General features: G+C 50.2%; 13 protein-coding genes. 10 read left to right on the plus strand and 3 right to left on the minus strand.

Annotated features, from left to right (window positions below; translation table 11 throughout):
* Positions 1 to 85 precede the first annotated feature (85 nt).
* Entirely contained in the window at positions 86 to 946 is an 861-nt protein-coding gene (locus tag C0033_RS21465) for an alpha/beta hydrolase (protein WP_103229969.1), read from the minus strand.
* A gap of 16 nt (positions 947 to 962) precedes the next feature.
* Complete coding sequence (locus C0033_RS21470) at positions 963 to 2,573, minus strand: PucR family transcriptional regulator (RefSeq protein WP_103229970.1); 1,611 nt, start codon at positions 2,571 to 2,573, stop codon at positions 963 to 965.
* A gap of 119 nt (positions 2,574 to 2,692) precedes the next feature.
* On the opposite strand from C0033_RS21470, the gene fdrA (C0033_RS21475) reads away from it, so the two are divergent.
* The 9 genes from fdrA (C0033_RS21475) to C0033_RS21515 all read left to right on the plus strand — a co-directional run bounded on the left by fdrA (C0033_RS21475) (position 2,693) and on the right by C0033_RS21515 (position 14,699).
* Positions 2,693 to 5,683 carry a DUF1116 domain-containing protein gene (fdrA, locus tag C0033_RS21475; RefSeq protein WP_103229971.1) on the plus strand — a complete coding sequence of 997 codons (2,991 nt, stop codon included), beginning with the start codon at positions 2,693 to 2,695 and terminating at the stop codon, positions 5,681 to 5,683.
* Complete coding sequence (gene arcC / locus C0033_RS21480) at positions 5,673 to 6,611, plus strand: carbamate kinase (RefSeq protein WP_103229972.1); 939 nt, start codon at positions 5,673 to 5,675, stop codon at positions 6,609 to 6,611. Before fdrA (C0033_RS21475) ends, arcC begins: the two co-directional genes overlap by 11 nt.
* A gap of 135 nt (positions 6,612 to 6,746) precedes the next feature.
* Complete coding sequence (locus C0033_RS21485; RefSeq protein ID WP_103229973.1) at positions 6,747 to 7,997, plus strand: DUF1116 domain-containing protein; 1,251 nt, start codon at positions 6,747 to 6,749, stop codon at positions 7,995 to 7,997.
* Complete coding sequence (locus C0033_RS21490) at positions 7,994 to 9,577, plus strand: L-lactate permease (RefSeq protein ID WP_103229974.1); 1,584 nt, start codon at positions 7,994 to 7,996, stop codon at positions 9,575 to 9,577. The genes C0033_RS21485 and C0033_RS21490 overlap by 4 nt, the downstream gene beginning before the upstream one ends.
* Before the next feature lie 13 nt (positions 9,578 to 9,590).
* Positions 9,591 to 10,424, plus strand: a complete 834-nt coding sequence (locus C0033_RS21495) for a DUF2877 domain-containing protein (protein ID WP_103229975.1) — start codon at positions 9,591 to 9,593, stop codon at positions 10,422 to 10,424.
* 26 nt (positions 10,425 to 10,450) lie between these two features.
* Complete coding sequence (locus C0033_RS21500; RefSeq protein WP_180994845.1) at positions 10,451 to 11,674, plus strand: Nramp family divalent metal transporter; 1,224 nt, start codon at positions 10,451 to 10,453, stop codon at positions 11,672 to 11,674.
* A gap of 29 nt (positions 11,675 to 11,703) precedes the next feature.
* Positions 11,704 to 12,939: a DUF1116 domain-containing protein gene (locus tag C0033_RS21505; protein WP_103229977.1), complete on the plus strand. Its 1,236-nt coding sequence runs from the start codon at positions 11,704 to 11,706 to the stop codon at positions 12,937 to 12,939.
* A gap of 9 nt (positions 12,940 to 12,948) precedes the next feature.
* Positions 12,949 to 14,523 carry an acyl-CoA synthetase FdrA gene (fdrA, locus tag C0033_RS21510; RefSeq protein ID WP_103229978.1) on the plus strand — a complete coding sequence of 525 codons (1,575 nt, stop codon included), beginning with the start codon at positions 12,949 to 12,951 and terminating at the stop codon, positions 14,521 to 14,523.
* Positions 14,520 to 14,699 (plus strand): fdrA domain protein, encoded by a 180-nt coding sequence (locus C0033_RS21515; RefSeq protein WP_103229979.1) that lies wholly within the window; start codon positions 14,520 to 14,522, stop codon positions 14,697 to 14,699. Before fdrA (C0033_RS21510) ends, C0033_RS21515 begins: the two co-directional genes overlap by 4 nt.
* Positions 14,700 to 15,114: 415 nt before the next feature.
* Here C0033_RS21515 and C0033_RS21520 read toward each other — a convergent pair whose 3' ends face one another.
* Positions 15,115 to 16,017 (minus strand): LysR family transcriptional regulator, encoded by a 903-nt coding sequence (locus C0033_RS21520; protein WP_180994846.1) that lies wholly within the window; start codon positions 16,015 to 16,017, stop codon positions 15,115 to 15,117.
* 279 nt (positions 16,018 to 16,296) lie between these two features.
* Between C0033_RS21520 and C0033_RS21525 the strand changes: the two genes are divergently transcribed.
* Positions 16,297 to 17,820, plus strand: a complete 1,524-nt coding sequence (locus C0033_RS21525; RefSeq protein WP_103229981.1) for an altronate dehydratase family protein — start codon at positions 16,297 to 16,299, stop codon at positions 17,818 to 17,820.
* Positions 17,821 to 17,880 lie beyond the last annotated feature (60 nt).

Consider the following 17,880-nt stretch of genomic DNA (forward strand, 5'->3'; position numbering starts at 1 on the left):
GGAAAAAGCCTTGAAGATCGATGTAAAAAAAGTGGATATTCCAACTTTTTTCACATCGATCTTCAAGGCTTTTTCCGAAATCCCTTCACCCTTTACATAAATCCCCCAGCCAGAGAATGCAGGCCTCATAAGCCTGTCTCCCCTCCGCCCGTCCAGTATCCCTGTCAAAATCATGCTCCAGATAATAAACCGGATAAAAGACCGATCCCGGAATCCTCTGAGCCATCCTTTTAGAAACCCGGAACGGCACATCCTCATCCGAAGAGCTTGCCGTAAGAAACGCCGGAGGAAGGACAGAAAGATCATCTTCCCCCAAAGAATATCTCTTTAATTCCTCCTCATTCTCAGCCAGCCACAAGGGCCAGTCCCCATGCTGCCTCGCGCACACATAGAGGCTGTAACGCTTTTCAATAGGGCCTGAGGTCACAAAAGAAGCATTTTTCGCATCCTCAAGCAGAGCCCGGTCAATGAGCGGATAACGGAGGTAGAACGGGCTGGGTCTGTGAAATTCCGGTTCATCAAACCGGCAGTATCCATAAAAACTGATGATCCGTTCCGGCCCCGGAAGCCCCAGAGATATCAAGCGCCGGGCCAAAACCAGAGCAAGATAAGCGCCTGCGGAGCGGCCGAAGAGTATATATCTGGGCAATTCCCCGTCATTTTCATTCCGAAAGGCGGACCAGAACCAGCGCACACATTCCTCAGTCCCTGAATGGATATCCGCCAGAGAGCTTTCCGGGGCCAGCGGATAGTCAAAGGCCAGGAAATTATATCCGGCATTTGAGAACATCCGGCGGTAGATATCCGGCAGATCCTGTCTCTGGCCGTACATCAGTCCGCCGCCGTGGAAATACAGGATTGTCACGTTTTTCTCATTCTTTTTGGCGGGATAATAATCCGCATTTATGGAAAATCCCCCGTTCGTTTGAAATGTATAAGTATTCATGTAAATCACGTTCCCCCTAACCCATTAATTTGAAAAGCCTGGATGCAATCTGGGCTTGAAGTATCTGTTCCGAATCGGAAAAATTAAAGCCCAAAAGCTGTATGATCTTGTTTATTCGGTACCGGATCGTCTTGGGATGCAGATACATGGCCGCGGCAGTCTCCGAAAAACTCTGGTTTGTTTCCAGAAAACAGCTCAAGGTCTCCATGAGTTCAGGATAATCCTTTTTAAACTGCAGCAGCCTTGGCGGAATAAATTGTTCCGGGTGTTCCAGGTTGCCCATGGACATGAACAGTTTGTAGATTCCCAGATCGTCGTAGGACAGGGCGGAATCCTGCTGATAAAACAGGTGGAGGATTTTCTGTATATCCACGGCTTCCTGATTGATCTTGGGGATTCCGTTTCTGTCAGAGATGGAGCTTAACGAGATCTGATAGTTAAAATCAGGAATTCCCGGAGTTTTCCGCACGGCTTCGATCAGTTCCTGGGCGGTGCTTGTCAGGATCGGGCCGGTTTTTCTGGAAAAGTTATAGAGAAATGTGATCCGGCTCTCTTTTTCCAGATAGGCCATGCTCATCCACCTGCTTTTATACCGGGTTTTCAGCCCGTAGAAGATGCCTGCCGCCCAATCGGGATCGTTCATCAGCTGGGGATCTTTAGAAAACAAACGTATCATGATCACCTGATAGCTGTTGTGAAGATCGATGTGCAGGGTATTTAAAATATCTTCCGAGTGGCTGGAATCGAAGTTTCTGCCGTTCAGCAGGTCGCTTACCATGTTGTTGTTGCGGTGGAAACGGTTTTGGGAAACGGAATACTGCTTTAACAATTCCATCTGAAGGAAGCTGACCACATTTTCTATGACCATGAAATCGTCGTTGTCGATGATCCGGCCGCGGTTGTGAATCACCAGCTCATACCTGGCATGGTCTAAGTTGGGGACATCCACACTGATGGCCCGGCAGCCGTTTTCACAGTCTTCGGTGAAATAATTTACCCGAAGCTGTTTATATGAGAAATTCATATATCTGGTGGAGGTGATGGGGCGGATTTCGATCACCTCAAAATTATCCAGCGCCGGATTGGTGCTGATGCGCCGGCTGTGGGTGTGGTTGATTAAGGTCACGTCGCAGCCGATCATCTTTTTCAGTTCCTCTAAAAGCTGTTGTAGGGTGGGCTCTTTAAGCGCCATGCGGATCAGTTTGTTGTGGACGTCATAGTGGCGGTTCAGCATGGCGATGTTGGAATCGATGATGGGGCCTAAGATTTCCAGAATCACGGATTCATATTTTACTTCCTTTGGAATCTGTATCAGAGGGAGGGCGTGGAGATTGCAGTAATGGGTGATTTCCTCCGGGATATCAGAAACAAAACGGTCCAGCTTGATGATGAGAGCGCTGATGCCGATGGACGTCAGTTTACATAAGAATTGAACGATTTCGTCAGAAGACAGATCTTTCAGGGCGAAATAGCTTGTCAAAATGATTTCGCCTTCATTTCCCCAGTTTTCAATATCCACAGCCTCTAAAACCATGATGCCGGTTACATGGAGCGAAAGCCCGTCGCCGCCTGCAATTACCCGGGCTGTGGACAGCGACGGTATGGTAAGGATTTTTGCTACATCCATAAGAATACCTCCTTTTATCTGTTGAGGATAAAAAAATAAAGATTTATTGTATTTTGTTGCCGATGAAAATAAAAATGGCCACGTTATAATGATAGTATCACAAACAAGGAGGAATGCAAATGCTATTTACTGTAATCAAAAAAAATAGTTATCAGGATTCTGTTAATTTGATGCTCCTTACAAACCGGATCAATACGCTTTCGGGAGTAAAAAGAAGTTCGATTATGATGGGGACTGAAGCGAATAAGGATATATACAAAAACACCGGATTTTATACCGATGATTTGGAAGAGGCGGCGCCCAATGATATGGTTATCGTTGTGGATGCGGATCAGGAAGATGTGGTGGGTCTGGTGCTGAAAGAGGCGGAAACATTTCTGGGCAATTTGTCGGCGGTTCGGGAAAAGAGCAAAGAATCGTCCGCCGAAGATTGGGAGACGGCCAAAAAGCTGCTTCCTCAGGCAAACCTGGCGCTGTTTTCCATTCCGGGAGAATATGCGGCCAACGATCTGGAAGAGGCATTGGACCGGGGGCTTCATGTATTTTCATTTACGGACAATGTTTCCCTCGAGGACGAGGTGCGGTTAAAAAAGAAAGCGCATGAAAGGGGACTGCTGTTTATGGGGCCGGACTGTGGAACCGGAATTATCTCCGGCGTTCCCATCGCATTTACCAATGTGGTCAGCCCAGGAAATATCGGGATTGTGGGGGCTTCCGGCACCGGCATCCAGGAAGTGACTGCCATAATCGAGCGCCTGGGCGGAGGCGTTATCCATGCCATTGGCACCGGGGGCCGCGATCTGAGCCGGGAAGTGGGCGCGGTTACCATGAAGGACGCCATTCTGGCTCTCCAATATCATGATCCTACGGATGTGATCGTAATCATTTCCAAGCCGCCGTGCAAAGAGGTGAGAGATGAAGTGGTGGAACTGCTTCAGAGCGTGGATAAATCGGTGGTGGCCGTATTTTTAGGTGAAAAACCGGATCACCACGAAGGCAATGTGTATCTGGCCCACACCCTTGAAGAGGCGGCATATATGGCGGTGGACCTGGCGAAGGGCAGGCCCGTGAAAACCAATTACGGCCAGGACGAATGTGAAGTTCGGGCTCTTGTAGGTGAAGAACAGACGGTTAAGGGCCTGTATTCCGGCGGAACGCTGGCGGCGGAAGCCGGTATGATGATCTCCGAGTCATTGGAGCTTGGCGGTCTGATTAAAAAAGACGGATACATTCTTCAGGCCGGAGGTTATGAAATCATCGATTTGGGTGACGATGTGTATACCCAGGGCAAGCCCCATCCGATGATTGATCCCGAAGTCCGGATCAGGAAGATGAGGGAATATGCGGCGCAGCCTGATACGGGAGTGATTCTTTTGGACTGTGTGCTGGGATACGGATGCCACCCGGATATGGCCGGCGCGCTGGCTCCGGTAATCGAAGAGACCATCGCCCAGGCGGAAAAAGAAGGCAGGAAGCTCTATTATGTGGCATCTGTCTGCGGAACCAGGCTGGATATCCAGGATTACGATAAGTCGGCGGAAACATTGAAACGCAGCGGGGCCATAGTGGAAGAGAGCAACGCCAAAGCGGTCAGGACGGCTTTAAAGCTTAAAGGACTTACAAACAGGGAACCGGATAAAAAGGTGGTGGAATGGACCGGGAAAAAGAAGGAACTTTCCCCGCCGGACGATAAAATCATGGAACTTTTAAATTCCAAACCACGCGTTATCAATGTGGGCGTAAAAGGCTTCTGCGAATCCATCAGAAAATATGACGGGGAAGTCGTACAGTTTGACTGGAAGCCCATGGCAGGAGGCAATAAAAAGATCATCAGCCTTTTAAGAGTGCTGAAAAACCATCCTGAGATAGACGAGATGAACCGCAGAGTAATCGAACGGATGAAAAATTCCCAGCCGTTTTTAACAGATGTGGTTCCCGCTGAATCGGCGATACCGGAATTAAAGGAACACACCCTGCTTCATGCGGGGCCGCCGATCTCATATGAGAATATGACCGGGCCGATGAAAGGTTCCTGTATAGGAGCCGTCTTGTTTGAAGGCTGGGCGGAAAATGAAGAGGAAGCGAAGGCTCTTTTGGAACAGGGAAAAGTCCGGTTCCTTCCCTGTCATCATGTGGGAGCCGTGGGCCCTATGGGCGGCATCACTTCAGCGCATATGCCTCTTTTAGTGGTGAACAACCGCCTGGACGGTACCGTGGCCTACTGCACCTTAAATGAAGGGATCGGCAAGGTGCTCCGGTTTGGGGCTTATTCACAGGAAGTGGTGGACCGGCTCTGCTGGATGCGTGATACGCTGGGACCTGTTCTTTCCCGGGCTTTGCAGAAAAAAGAAGGCGGGCTTAACTTAAACGTAATTATCGCAAAAGCCATTACCATGGGAGACGAATTCCATCAGAGAAATATAGCGGCGTCCCTGATCTTCATGAAAGAGATGACGCCTCTCATAATGGAATCCGATATAGAGGAAGTTAAAAAGAGAGAAGTGGTCCGTTTCCTGGCGGATACAGACCAGTTTTTCTTAAATGTTATGATGGCCGCAGGAAAATCCATTACGGACTGCGCGAGAAAATTAAAGGAAGGCTGTGTGGTCACAGCCATGGCGCGAAACGGCGTTGAATTCGGCATCCGCATCAGCGGCCTTGGGGACCGGTGGTTTACGGCACCTGTCAACGTGCCGAAAGGATTGTATTTCAGCGGTTATGAAGAGGCGGACGCCAACCCGGATATGGGAGACAGCGCCATCACGGAGACTGTAGGCGTGGGCGGAATGGCCATGATCGCAGCTCCCGGCGTCACCCGGTTTGTGGGTGCAGGCGGGTTCGGAGACGCACTGCAGGTTTCGGAGGAGATGGAGCGGATCTGCATCAGCCACAATTCCGGCTTTACCATCCCAACCTGGGACTTTAAAGGAAGCCTTTTGGGAATCGATATCCGAAAGGTGGTATCCACGGGAATCACTCCTCTGATAAATACGGGAATTGCCCATAAAAATGCGGGCGTAGGCCAAATCGGTGCGGGAACCGTAAGAGCTCCTCTGGCCTGTTTTGAGAAAGCATTGGAAGCATACAAAGGAGAGTTTTATGAAGAATAGATTGGTTCTGGCATTGGGAGGTAATGCCATTTTAACGGACGATGCGACGGCCAAAGCCCAGTGCAGGGCGCTTCAGGAAGTCAGCCGTCATCTTTGTTATCTGGCCCGGGACGGATGGGAGATTGTCATCGCCCACGGAAACGGCCCTCAGGTCGGCAACTTGTATCTTCAGCAGAAAGCGGGAGAATGTGAGAAAAATCCGGTGATGCCCATGGACACCTGTGTTGCCATGACGCAGGGCAGCATCGGCTACTGGCTTCAGAATGCGCTTCAGGAAGAACTGAACCGGAGCGGAATCCGGCGCAACGTGGTTTCTCTTGTAACCAGGGTGGAGGTGGACGAAAATGACAAGGCATTTACCCATCCCACCAAACCCATCGGCCCGTTTCTCTCAGAAAAAGAGGCGTTTGCGGCCATGGAAAAAGAACAATGTCTTTATGTAGAAGATTCCGGCAGAGGATGGAGAAAAGTGGTTCCATCCCCCAAGCCGTTAAGCATTCTGGAATTTCCGGCTGTGCGCCAGCTGTTAAGCCCTGAAAATATCGTGATATGCGGAGGCGGAGGCGGCATTCCGGTCGTGAAGTCGGGCGTCGGCTACCGCGGTGTGGAAGCCGTGGTGGATAAAGACCTGGCCGCTGAAAAACTGGCTGAGCTGGTGGATGCGGATGTGCTTTTAATACTGACAGGCGTGGAATATGTATACATCAACTTCAATAAACCGGACGAGATGCCTTTAAAACAGGTAACCAGCTCAGAGCTGAAGCGCTACATCAGAGAACACCAATTTCCTGAGGGAAGCATGCTGCCGAAGATTCAGGCGGCCATGACATTTGCTGAATCAGGAGAAAACCGCAGATCGGTGATCACTTCCATAGAAAAACTGGACTGTTTAGGAGACGGTGCGGGGACGAAGATCATCGCATCCTGAAAACGGCAAAAGGAGCGGGGAATTATTATCCCTGAGAGATAAAAAAACACGAAATTATTTACGGGCTTACCCAATGACGTTTGGTCAAAATACATCTATACTAATATATAAATTACAGAAAGGAGAGGTGCAGTTATGATAAAGACGGCGAACCAGGAAGCATTAAATCGTCTGAAGAATGCGTCTCCCCGTTTGGTGGATATCCGCCAGGCGAAAGATGTTTTAAAGGATTTTGATAAGTACACGGTGCTTCACGCAGGACCGCCTATCGATTACCCCGGGATGTGCGCTCCCATGCAGGAGGCAGTTCATGCCGCACTGATCTACGAAGGCCTGGCCGAAAACCGGGACAGCGCCAAACAACTGGCGGAAAGCGGGAGAATCCGGTTCGAAACATGCCATGAAAAGGGCGCGGTAGGGCCGATGACCGGGGTGACCACTTGGTCTATGCCTCTGTTTGTGGTAGAAAATACGGCCAATGGAAATCTGGCATACAGCACGATCAATGAAGGGGCGGGCGACGTGATCCGCTTCGGAGCTTGTACGGACCGGACAATCAGCCGCCTTCACTGGATAGAAGAGGAACTGGCTCCTGCTTTGAGAAAGGCCGTTGACCATATGGGAGGGCTGGATGTGAGCGCGGTGATGGCTCAGGCACTTTCCATGGGAGACGAGCTTCATATGAGAAATATCGCCTCTTCCATGGTGCTGCTGCACCGTTTGGCTGCCCCGTTGGCTCAGGCGTGTTCCGGCGGAGAATTGGGCAGGATCATGGAGTTTCTTACCAACAGAAATGATCAGTTTTTCTTAAATATCGCCATGGCATCTAATAAGAGCGCCGCGGATGCGGCGGACGGGATCAAAGAGTCCTCCATCGTCACGGCCATCGCCAGAAATGGAGTGGAGGTGGGAATCCGCATCAGCAGCCTGCCGGGACAGTGGTTTACAGCTCCGGCTCCATTGGTGGATGGATTGTATTTTTCAGGATTCAGCCAGGAAGACGCCAACGGGGATATCGGGGACAGCGCCATTATGGAGGTCAACGGATTCGGCGGATTTGCGATGGCGGCGTCGCCTGCAATCGTCCGGCTGTTGGGAATACCGGATACGGACGAAGCACTGGAATTTACGAAAACAATGAGAAATATCTGTATCGGGGAACATCAAAAATATACAATTCCCGGGCTGAATTTCGCAGGACTGCCACTTGGAATCGATATCATGAAGGTGGCGGAAACTACCATCACTCCGGGAATTAATACGGCGATTGTCAGCAAAAGGCCGGGAGACGGAATGATCGGTGCAGGTCTTTCGAGAGTTCCTTTTGAAGCTTTTGAAAAGGCACTGATCGCATTTGACGCCTCTTTGACGGAGGAAGAGAGATGACCGGATTCCTGCTTTGGGCCGGAGCGGCAGCACCGATCGTCATACTGTTTCTGGCCATGAGCATTTTACAGATGAAGACGGAAAAGGCGGCTTTACTGGGCCTTGCGGTTTCCGGTCTGGCGGCTGTAACGCTGGGGATGGATTCTTTTGCCAATCTTTTCATTAACCTGACAAAAGGGGCGTGGAGCGCAGTTTCCATCCTGATTGTGATCTGGCCGGCCATCGTGCTATACGAGATTCTCCAAAGAACAGGGGCATTTGAAACAATTAAGAAACTGGCGATAGACAACAGCAAAGACCAGCTGTTTTTGATCCTGTTATTCTGCTGGCTGTTTTCCAGCTTCCTTCAGGGGATCACAGGTTTTGGAGTGCCGGTTGCCGTATGCGCGCCGCTTTTGATCGCTATCGGAGTGACGCCGGGATGGGCGGTGGTAATCACACTGATCGGACATGCCTGGGCCAATACATTCGGAACCTTTGCGCTGGCCTGGGAAGCCCTGATAACCCAGTCGGGATTGACCGATATAGGGATGACGCTGGTGATGACATGCTGCTTTTTATGGGCGGTGGATTTTGCCGGAGGAGTGCTGATCTGTGCTTTTTACGGAGGAAAGCGGGCGGTATCCCATATGATGCCTTTTCTTGTAATCATCAGCATGATTCACGGAGGAGGCCAGCTGGCGGCAGGATTTATGAATACCACTATAGCAGCATTTCTGCCCACCACAATTGCATTGGGAGCTGCGGCAGTATTTTTAAAATGCGGGTATTACAGGGAAGCATGGAGCCTCCCTTCGAGGATATTGAAGGAACCGGAAAGCGGCGGGAACGCTGTTAACGGAAACGCTTCCATCGGTCTGGCGCTTCTGCCATTTGGCCTGCTGGTGTGTTTTTCCGTGGTAATTCTGATGGTTAAGCCGGTGAATCTGTGGCTTGGCAGACTGGTGCTCCAGCTGTCATTTCCGGCCACTGAGACGGGAAGGGGATTTGTAAATGAAGCCACTGGAAGTTTTGGACCTCTCCATATTCTGACCCATGCCGGTTTTATTCTTTTCCTGTCGGTAAGCGTAACCTGGATGGCATTCCTGAAAAAGGGGATTCTGCATGGAAATGATGCGTCTGCTGTGATGAAGGGGACGCTTAAAAAGACGGTTCCGGCCTCTCTCGGAATTCTTCTTCTGGTGATGATGGCGCAGGTGCTGCGGGGCAGCGGCCTGATGGAAATCATCGCTCAGGGGGTGACTGCGGCGGCCGGAAGGCTTTATGGAATGGCGGCCCCGTTTATCGGAATCCTGGGCGCATTTGTGACTTCTTCCAATACCTCTTCCAATATCCTGCTGGGCAGTTTCCAGGCGGCTATGGCTTCGGCTCTTCATATTAACAGCTGGATCATACTGGCGGCTCAGACGGTGGGAGGGGCCATAGGTACCATCGTGGGGCCTTCTACCATTCTTCTGGGAACCACCACGGCCGGATGCCGGGGAAAAGAGGGATGGGTGCTGAAGAAAATGCTTCCTTTGGCGGTTACGGAAGTATTTTTCGTGGGAATCATAACCCTGATTTTATCGTTTGCGGTATAAAGGAGGCGGACGTTTGAACTGCAGCAAAATCGGACTGCCGCTGCCGGCAGGAAACTGGCAGGGAAGGGTCCACAGCGTATTTGAACATAGTTTTAATGTATTGACAGATGAAAACCGGCCGATGCTGGTAATCCATTCATTTCCGTATATTGTTCCGCCGGGCTCCTTTTACATAAAGGATTTGGACACCGGAAGTATCGAAGCCGGAACAGAGGTGAACGGGGATGATCAGCGGATCTGCATAGGCGGAAAGAGCATTTGGATTGAAGAGGAGTGCCGGAGGATTGATACGGCTCTTCCTGAACTGGAAAACAGGGAATTTTTGCTGGATTCATATAAAATGCTGCTGAATGAGAGACGAAAACAGCAGCAGGCGCCTTTGGAAATGGCCCTCCAAATCTATGGACGCCTGGATGAGGGAATCGGCCGTTTTTTTAAAGCGTTAAAGCGGCGGGACAAAGAGATGCTTAAATCTGCGGCAGAACAATGTATCGGGCTGGGATTTGGGCTTACGCCTTCGGGAGATGATTTGCTGTCGGGGATTTTAGCGGTTTTAAGATGTTTTGATCCGTCCGCATTTAAACTGGCGGCGGAAGCGGTGGCATCGGAATTACACAGAACCAACGACATCAGTAAATCCTATCTGATCTGGGCATGCGGGGGAAATGCCTCAGATGTGGTGATCCATACCATTCAGGGATTGACTGACCCGAAACAACAAAAAGAAGCCGGAAAACTTTTGCAGCTTGGGCATACCTCAGGGGCGGATATATTGGAGGGGATCATACGGGCGGCAGAGTATTTACAGGCAGAGCCGGCAGACAGCCGGAAGGAATACAAACTATAAAATGATTGAATAACAGGAGGATGGATATGAAGAGTACATTGGGACAGAAACTTAAAAATATGGGGCCGGCGGCAATTATTACAAGTGCATTTATTGGTCCTGGAACGATAACGACAGCCACCATGGCGGGCGTGAGTTTTGGATATGCCCTGTTGTGGACCGTGGTATTTTCCGGAATTTCTTTAATTATACTGATGGAAATGGCAGCCCGTACGGTTATCGCATCCAATATGAATGTGATTGATGCGTCCATTGCCATATTTCCGGAAAAGAAGGGGTGGAAGATCCTGATCCAGGCAGTTGTTTTCCTTGCGGTAGCGGCCGTATGTTTTGCATTTCAGGCGGGTAATGAAATCGGTGCGTCGGCAGGTCTTGGGGACATATTCGGAATGCCTCAGTGGCTGGCAGCTTTGATTGTAGGCACATTAGCTATGTTGACGGCAGTTTTAGGATCTTATAAATTGCTTGAAAAGATTATGCAGATATTTGTAAGTTTGATGGGCATTATTTTCTTCATCACGATGATCACGGTGCGCCCCAGCTTATCCGGAATCCTGAAGGGAATTATCCCCACATTGCCGGAAGGAAGCATTGTGAGCAGTTTGGCTTTAATCGGAACCACTTTAGTAGGAATCAACCTGATCCTTCACTCGATCACCTGTGAAGGCAGATATAATAAGATAGAAGACCTCCCGGACGCCCGGTTTGACATCAATGTAAACGTAATTATCGGAGTTGTTATCACAATGTCCATTATCATCACCAGTTCCGCAGTTTTATACGGCACAGGCACCCAAGTAAACAGTCCGCTGGTATTTTCAAAACAGCTGGAACCGGTTTTGGGCAGCTGGGCCCGTATTATCGGCAACATCGGATTATTTGCAGCAGGACTTTCTTCTGCAATCGCTGTTCCTTTTACCATCAAGTCGATTTTCAGCAGACTGTTCCATTGGGAAGGCGGCGGTGACTGCATTCAGGCGAAAACCGTGGGAGCCATCGTGGTTGTATTCGGTACCGTACTGGCTATGATCAACACAAAACCAACTCAGATTATCGTATTCGCGCAGGCTACCAGTGGATTTTCACTTCCGTTTATCGCCATTCTTCTGATGCTTGTTACGAACAATAAAAAAATCATGGGAGAGTACACCAACTCAAAGCCCAGAAACATCTGGGGAGCGATCGCGGTTTTCGTCACATTGGGTCTGGGAATCTGGGGACTTTACGGCGCCCTTTCCAATTTCCTGTAAACTTAAAATATTGAAAATGGAGGGTTTCTATGCAGAAAGCAAATGAAATTGCGGTGGGCAGGCTGATGTCTTCCGAACCGGTACTTATAGATGTAAAGCCCGCCTATGAGGTGTTAAACGGGCTTGAGAGGAATATCATCCTTCACTCCGGCCCGCCGATTGAATTTGAACAGATGTGCGAACCCATGAAAGGCGCTGTGTACTGCGCGCTTTTAAATGAGGGGATCGCAAAGGATATTGAAGAAGCGAAGATTAAGGCCGTCGACGGCAGCGTTGTTTATAAGACCTGCCACGAGTTCGGAGCAGTCGGCCCGATGACCGGCCTCACCACATGGTCCATGCCCCTTTGGGTGGTGGAAGACAGAAATACCGGAAAAAGAAGCTATGCCAACATCAGCGAGGGCAGCGGAGTCGGCCTGCGGTTCGGCGAATATTCGGAGAAAACCCTGAACAGGCTGAAATGGATGGAGCGTGTGGCGGCGCCTGTATTTTCCAGGATTATCCGGGAACTGGGCGGAATCGATCTGGCCCCCATCATGGCCCAGGGGCTTTCCATGGGTGACGAGCTGCACATGAGAAACCATGCGACCACGGCTCTCATCTTAAAGCTTTTATGTCCCCATATCGCCAGAACGGCGGGAGAGGATGCAGAAGATATACTGAAATTCATCGGAGTGGGCAACGACCAGTTCTTCCTCAATTTAGCCATGGCGGCTAATAAACTGGCGGCCGATGCGGCCGACGGGGTGGAAGGGTCTACGATGGTTACCGCTATCGCCAGAAACGGCGTCGATATAGGAATCCGCATCAGCGGACTGCCTGGCCGCTGGTTTACCGCTCCGTCTCCCGTGGTGGACGGGCTCTATTTCCCGGGATATGTGAAAGAGGACGCCAATCCCGATATTGGGGACAGCGCGATCATGGAGGTGGGCGGATTCGGAGGCTGCGCTATGGTGGCAGCTCCGGCAATTGTAAGATTTTTGGGAGCCGAAAGCGTGCAGACCGCCATCGATACCACGGATTCCATGTATAAGATCACATTGGCCGAGCATCCCAAATATCAGATACCGATCAATGATTTCAGAGGCGTTCCGTGCGGAATTGATATTATGAAAGTGGTTGAGACGAGGATCACTCCGGTGCTTAATACGGCGATCGCGTCCAACCGGGCAGGAGTGGGAATGGTAGGCGCAGGAATGTCGGTACTTCCCATAGAGCCATTTGAAGAGGCTTTGATGGCGCTTGCAGAAAATTTGGGGATATAGGAGGTAAAAATGCCGATGATAGTTAAAAATATAGTAAAAGAAAACCGCTATTATGATTCCGCCACATTGATGCTGTTAACCAGCAAGATCGGAAAACAGCTGGTTTCTACAAAGAATGTGGCAGTGATGATGGCAACGGATATGAATAAGGATTTGATGGAGGCTTCCAAGCTGCTGACAGATGATGGAAGGGCAGCAGGGGCCAACGACCTGGTTTTTGCCATACGTGCGGAATCGGAGGAAGCGGTAGACAAGGTTCTGGAAATGGCTACGGAGGAACTGAATAAAAAAGCCGCCCATATGAAAAAGGAAAGCAGTGATGTGGTTAAAACCGTGGAAGAAGCCATAAGCCAGTGCCCGGATGCTTCCATAGCAGTGGTTTCCCTGCCCGGTAAATTCGCAGCAAGAGAAGTGAAAAAGCTTCTTATGGCGGACCGCCATGTCCTTCTCTTCAGTGATAATGTGACGCTGGAAGAAGAGAAAAATCTAAAGGATCTGGCTCTGGAACGGGGACTTTTAATGATGGGGCCAGACTGCGGAACAGCGGTGATCAACGGAGTGGGTTTGGGCTTTGCCAATCAGGTGAAACGCGGAAATATCGGAATTGTGGCTGCGTCGGGAACCGGACTCCAGGAAGTTATGTGCCAGATCAGCAACCGCGGCGGAGGGATCTCCCAAGCCTTTGGCACCGGAGGAAGAGATGTGAAGGAGGCCATAGGAGGCCGCATGATGCTGTCCTGCCTGGAACTTCTGGAAAATGACGATCATACGGATGTAATCGTAATTGTATCCAAGCCCCCGGCTCCTTCCGTATTGGATAAGATCGCTTCTTATCTTCGCGGCAGGAATAAAACTGTGGTGGCCTGCTTTTTAGGCAGTGAAAAGAAAGAGGAAGCGGATGTTCCCTGGTTAGAAGCCGCAACCTTGGAGGAGGCGGCGCGCATGGCGCTTCAGCTGTCCGGTACGGGAGACAGCACCAGCCATGAGCCGGACCCGGAGATCGTCTCCTCCATGGCCGCTCAGAAAAATCTGCTTCAGCCTCAGCAAAAATACATCCGCGGCCTGTATTGCGGAGGAACTCTGGCTTATGAAGCCATGCTGATGATTCGCGAGCATACCAAAAAGGTGTATTCCAATATTGCGATGACTGAAGATGAAAAGATTGGCGGCGCTCAAAATTCCAGAGAACATACGATTCTGGATTTGGGAGACGATGAGTTTACCGTTGGCAAACCCCATCCGATGATTGAACCGTCTTTAAGAGAAGAGCGGCTTTTGATGGAAGCTGCCGATCCGGAAACAGCGCTGATTCTGACAGATGTGGAGATCGGCTATGGTTCCAACGAGAATCCGGCAGCAGTTTTGGCGGAAGAAGTGGCAAAAGCCCAAAAGATGCTTCAGGAGCAGAACCGCCACGTCATCTTTGCAGCAGCGATCTGCGGCACCTATGAGGATTTCCAGAATTATGACGCCCAAAAACAGATTCTGGAAAAACAGGGAATTTTGGTGGCAGAATCCAACGCACAGGCGGTAAAACTGGCCTTGTCGGCAGTTATCAGTGAGGAAAAGGAGAAACGCGTATGAGAAATAAGCCGATTACACAGGAGACCAATATGGAGGTCATCAATCTTGGACTGACCGGATTTTATGATTCCGTCCGCTCTCAGCAGATTCCATGCGTGCACGTGGACTGGAGGCCGCCGGCAGGCGGAAACCTGCGGCTGATAGAAATCCTGGACCGCTTGGCGGAGAGGGGGTAGGGGGCTTTTTCTTTCAGAGGGGACGCCAGGAAGAATTGGGAACCGGGGCGGATGGGCGGACATAGGATGGTGATGGGATTCGGGTTCCGGCCGGAGAGTTACTAGGTTCCCAAGGACAAAAAGAGACAGGGCGGCGCCATTCGAGGTGAACTTTTGATAACTTCACCTCTCAAGGGCGCCTCACAGACTGATTCGGAATTCAGTCTGTGCCTGTCTCTTTTTGCCCTTGGGAACCAAGTAACTCTAACCGGCCTTCACACGAATCCCATCACCATCCTATGTCCGCCCATCCGCCCCGGTTCCCAATTCTTCCTGGCTGTGTACTGGCTGGCTGAGAGAGGGAAAAGCGTATTATGGGAAAAGCGTATTATTGAAAAAGCATATTATTGAAAAGACATATTGCTAAAAGGGTGTATCACTCGAAAATATAGTTTTCTTTGATTAATTGGATAAAGGCTTCTTTTTCGGGTTCGGGAGTTTTTTTCTTGGTGTATGCGATTACGTGGCGGCGGTATAGTTGGGGGGAGATGGAAAAGTAGCGGATTCCGTCTATTTTTTTTATTGAAGAGCGGGGCATGAGGGAGATTCCTACGCCTTCTGTCAGCATGGAGATGACTGCTGACTTGCTGCTGATTTCGCAAATTATGTGGGGCTTTATCTGGTGGGCGCTGCACATGGTTTCTTCTAATTCCCGTATTATGGTGCCTTTGGGGGAGAGGATGAAAGGGGCTTGGGATAAGGCGTTCCATAGAAGTCCCTTGTCATTAAAGTAAGCGTGGAATGAAGGCATATCGGGTATTGCGAGAAAGAGTTCTTCGTCCAGAAGGAGTTCGTAGGCGGTGGGTATCCGGCCTGTGTCGTCCACGGCCAGAAGCGCCATGTCCAGTTTGCCTGAGGTGAGCATTTTGATCATGGGGAGACTGTGGTCTTCCAGGATATGAAAGGTGACATTGGGATAATTCTCCTTGTAAAGGGCCGAGACTTTGGAGAATACACGGATTCCTTTTTGGGAGGAGATTCCGATGGTAAAATCCATTGTTTGATTGGCGGCCATGTCTGCGATTGTGTCGTAGACCTGTTTTTTGATTTCCAGCATCTTTTTAGCGCCTTCTAAGTAGCACAGGCCTGCAGGAGTGGGAGACAGCTCTTTGCTGTGGCGGTAAAAGAGCGGGGTGCCCAGTTCGCTTTCCAGATTGGCAAGGCATTGGCTTAATGTGGACTGGGAGACGTAGAGCTTTTCGGCCGCTTTCGTGATATTTTTCTGTTCCGCAATTTCCAATATATAAGAGATATGTTTGGTGTTCATCGTTGGCTCCATTCCGCTGTCTGAACTGTTACTGCCGGGCAGCATTTGTTGGCATTTTAACTTCTATTCTATTATAAGAGAATCGGAAGAAGGATGCAAGGGAGAACCCTTTGCATTATCGATTTTTTCGATTACATACATTAAATTTACATATTGGATTTTCCGATGGCGGATTGTTATACTGAAAGTAACAAAAAGTGCGGCCGGGGCAGGCGCAGGTATCGGAAGGCGGAACTGTTACCGGGAGCGCAGGCTTATGGAAATTGATGTGGGGAAAAGGAGAGGAAAGATATGGGATTATGTCCGATTATACGTTTGGATGAACATGATAATGTGGTGGTGGCCCGTCATGATATAGGAGCCGGAGTTGAGATACCGGAAGAGGGGATCACCACCCGGATGGAAGTTCCGGCAGGATATAAGGTGGCGTCGTCATTTATTAAAAAGGGAGAACCTGTTAAAAAATATAATACTGTAATCGGCTATGCGGCGGAAGATACGCTTCCGGGCACCATGATGCACAGTCATAACATCCTGTTTGATCAGGTGGATAAGGACTATGCATTTTCCAGAGATTATAAGCCTGTGGAGCTGGTGCCGGAAAAGGAACGGCCCACATTTATGGGAATCGTGCGAGAAGACGGACGGGTGGCTACAAGGAATTTCATCGCAATTCCGGTTGCGGGAAACTGTGCGGGCACGGTGGCCAGGCGGATTGCCGGTCATTTCACCCCTGAAGTGATGAAAGCCTATCCCAATGTGGACGGGGTAATTCCGTTTATCACGGGAATCGGATGCGGAATGGAGATGACGGGAGAGGCCATGGATCTTCTGCGACGGACGATTTCCGGCCACTGCGTCAATCCCAATATAGCCGGAGCTCTGGTGTGCGCCCTGGGATGCGAGAGAAATAATATCGACGGAATGTTTGAACAGGAAGGCCTGACGGAAGGCCCTATGATGAGAAGGCTTGTAATGCAGGAAGTGGGCGGAACGGCCAAATCGGTTAAACTCGGCATTCAGGCCGTATACGAGATGCTGGAAATCGCTAATCAGGTCAAGAGAGAGCCTGTTTCTGTGGAACATCTGGTGCTGGCGCTGCAGTGCGGCGGATCGGATGGATTTTCCGGCCTGTCGGCAAACCCGGCGCTTGGAAAAGCGGTGGACTTGCTTGTGAAAAATGGAGGAACCGCCATTTTAGCGGAGATTACGGAATTATTTGGCGTGGAACACACGCTGACCTGCCGGGCGAAAACGCCTGAAGTGGGACAGAAATTCGTGGACCGTCTGAACTGGTGGCTGGAATACAATAAAGGGCGCGACTGTCAGATCAACGGCAAAGTGAGCCCGGGCAACAATAAGGGCGGTCTGGCAAATGTGCTGGAAAAATCCCTGGGCGGAGCAAAAAAAGGCGGAAGCACCCCGGTCAATGCGTTCTATCAGTATGCGGAGCGCGTGACGGAAAAGGGCCTTGTGATCATGGACAGCCCGGGATACGATCCTGTATCCGTAACCGGAGAATTTGCCGCCGGAGCGACTCTCTGTGCATTTACCACAGGACGCGGTTCCTGCTTTGGTGCGGTACACTGCCCGACTGTTAAGCTGGCGTCCAATTCCACGATGTATCAGAATTTGATCGACGACATGGATATTAACTGCGGCATGGTGATCGATGGGGAAAAGAATCTGGATGAGATGGGACAGATTATTTTTGAAAAACTGATCCGTGTGGCATCTGGAGAGACGACTAAGAGCGAGGCGCTGGGAATCGGCTATGATGAGTATGTTCCATGGCAGATTGGAGTGTTGGCATAGTGTTATTTGAATAAATAAACAAGAAAAAAAGGAATCAGGAAAGGCGGGAGCCGGACCTGA

The organism is Clostridium sp. chh4-2, from assembly GCF_002899675.1.
In the GTDB taxonomy this organism is placed as follows: domain Bacteria; phylum Bacillota; class Clostridia; order Lachnospirales; family Lachnospiraceae; genus CHH4-2.

Excerpts from the sequence above, each read along its gene's own strand:
- fdrA (WP_103229971.1), top strand. The coding sequence starts at position 2,693 with ATGCTATTTACTGTAATCAAAAAAAATAGTTATCAGGATTCTGTTAAT.
- C0033_RS21490 (WP_103229974.1), top strand. The coding sequence starts at position 7,994 with ATGACCGGATTCCTGCTTTGGGCCGGAGCGGCAGCACCGATCGTCATA.
- C0033_RS21525 (WP_103229981.1), top strand. The coding sequence starts at position 16,297 with ATGGGATTATGTCCGATTATACGTTTGGATGAACATGATAATGTGGTG.
- C0033_RS21520 (WP_180994846.1), bottom strand. The coding sequence starts at position 16,017 with ATGGAGCCAACGATGAACACCAAACATATCTCTTATATATTGGAAATT.
- C0033_RS21505 (WP_103229977.1), top strand. The coding sequence starts at position 11,704 with ATGCAGAAAGCAAATGAAATTGCGGTGGGCAGGCTGATGTCTTCCGAA.
- C0033_RS21470 (WP_103229970.1), bottom strand. The coding sequence starts at position 2,573 with ATGGATGTAGCAAAAATCCTTACCATACCGTCGCTGTCCACAGCCCGG.
- arcC (WP_103229972.1), top strand. The coding sequence starts at position 5,673 with ATGAAGAATAGATTGGTTCTGGCATTGGGAGGTAATGCCATTTTAACG.
- C0033_RS21515 (WP_103229979.1), top strand. The coding sequence starts at position 14,520 with ATGAGAAATAAGCCGATTACACAGGAGACCAATATGGAGGTCATCAAT.
- C0033_RS21485 (WP_103229973.1), top strand. The coding sequence starts at position 6,747 with ATGATAAAGACGGCGAACCAGGAAGCATTAAATCGTCTGAAGAATGCG.
- C0033_RS21465 (WP_103229969.1), bottom strand. The coding sequence starts at position 946 with ATGAATACTTATACATTTCAAACGAACGGGGGATTTTCCATAAATGCG.
- fdrA (WP_103229978.1), top strand. The coding sequence starts at position 12,949 with ATGCCGATGATAGTTAAAAATATAGTAAAAGAAAACCGCTATTATGAT.
- C0033_RS21500 (WP_180994845.1), top strand. The coding sequence starts at position 10,451 with ATGAAGAGTACATTGGGACAGAAACTTAAAAATATGGGGCCGGCGGCA.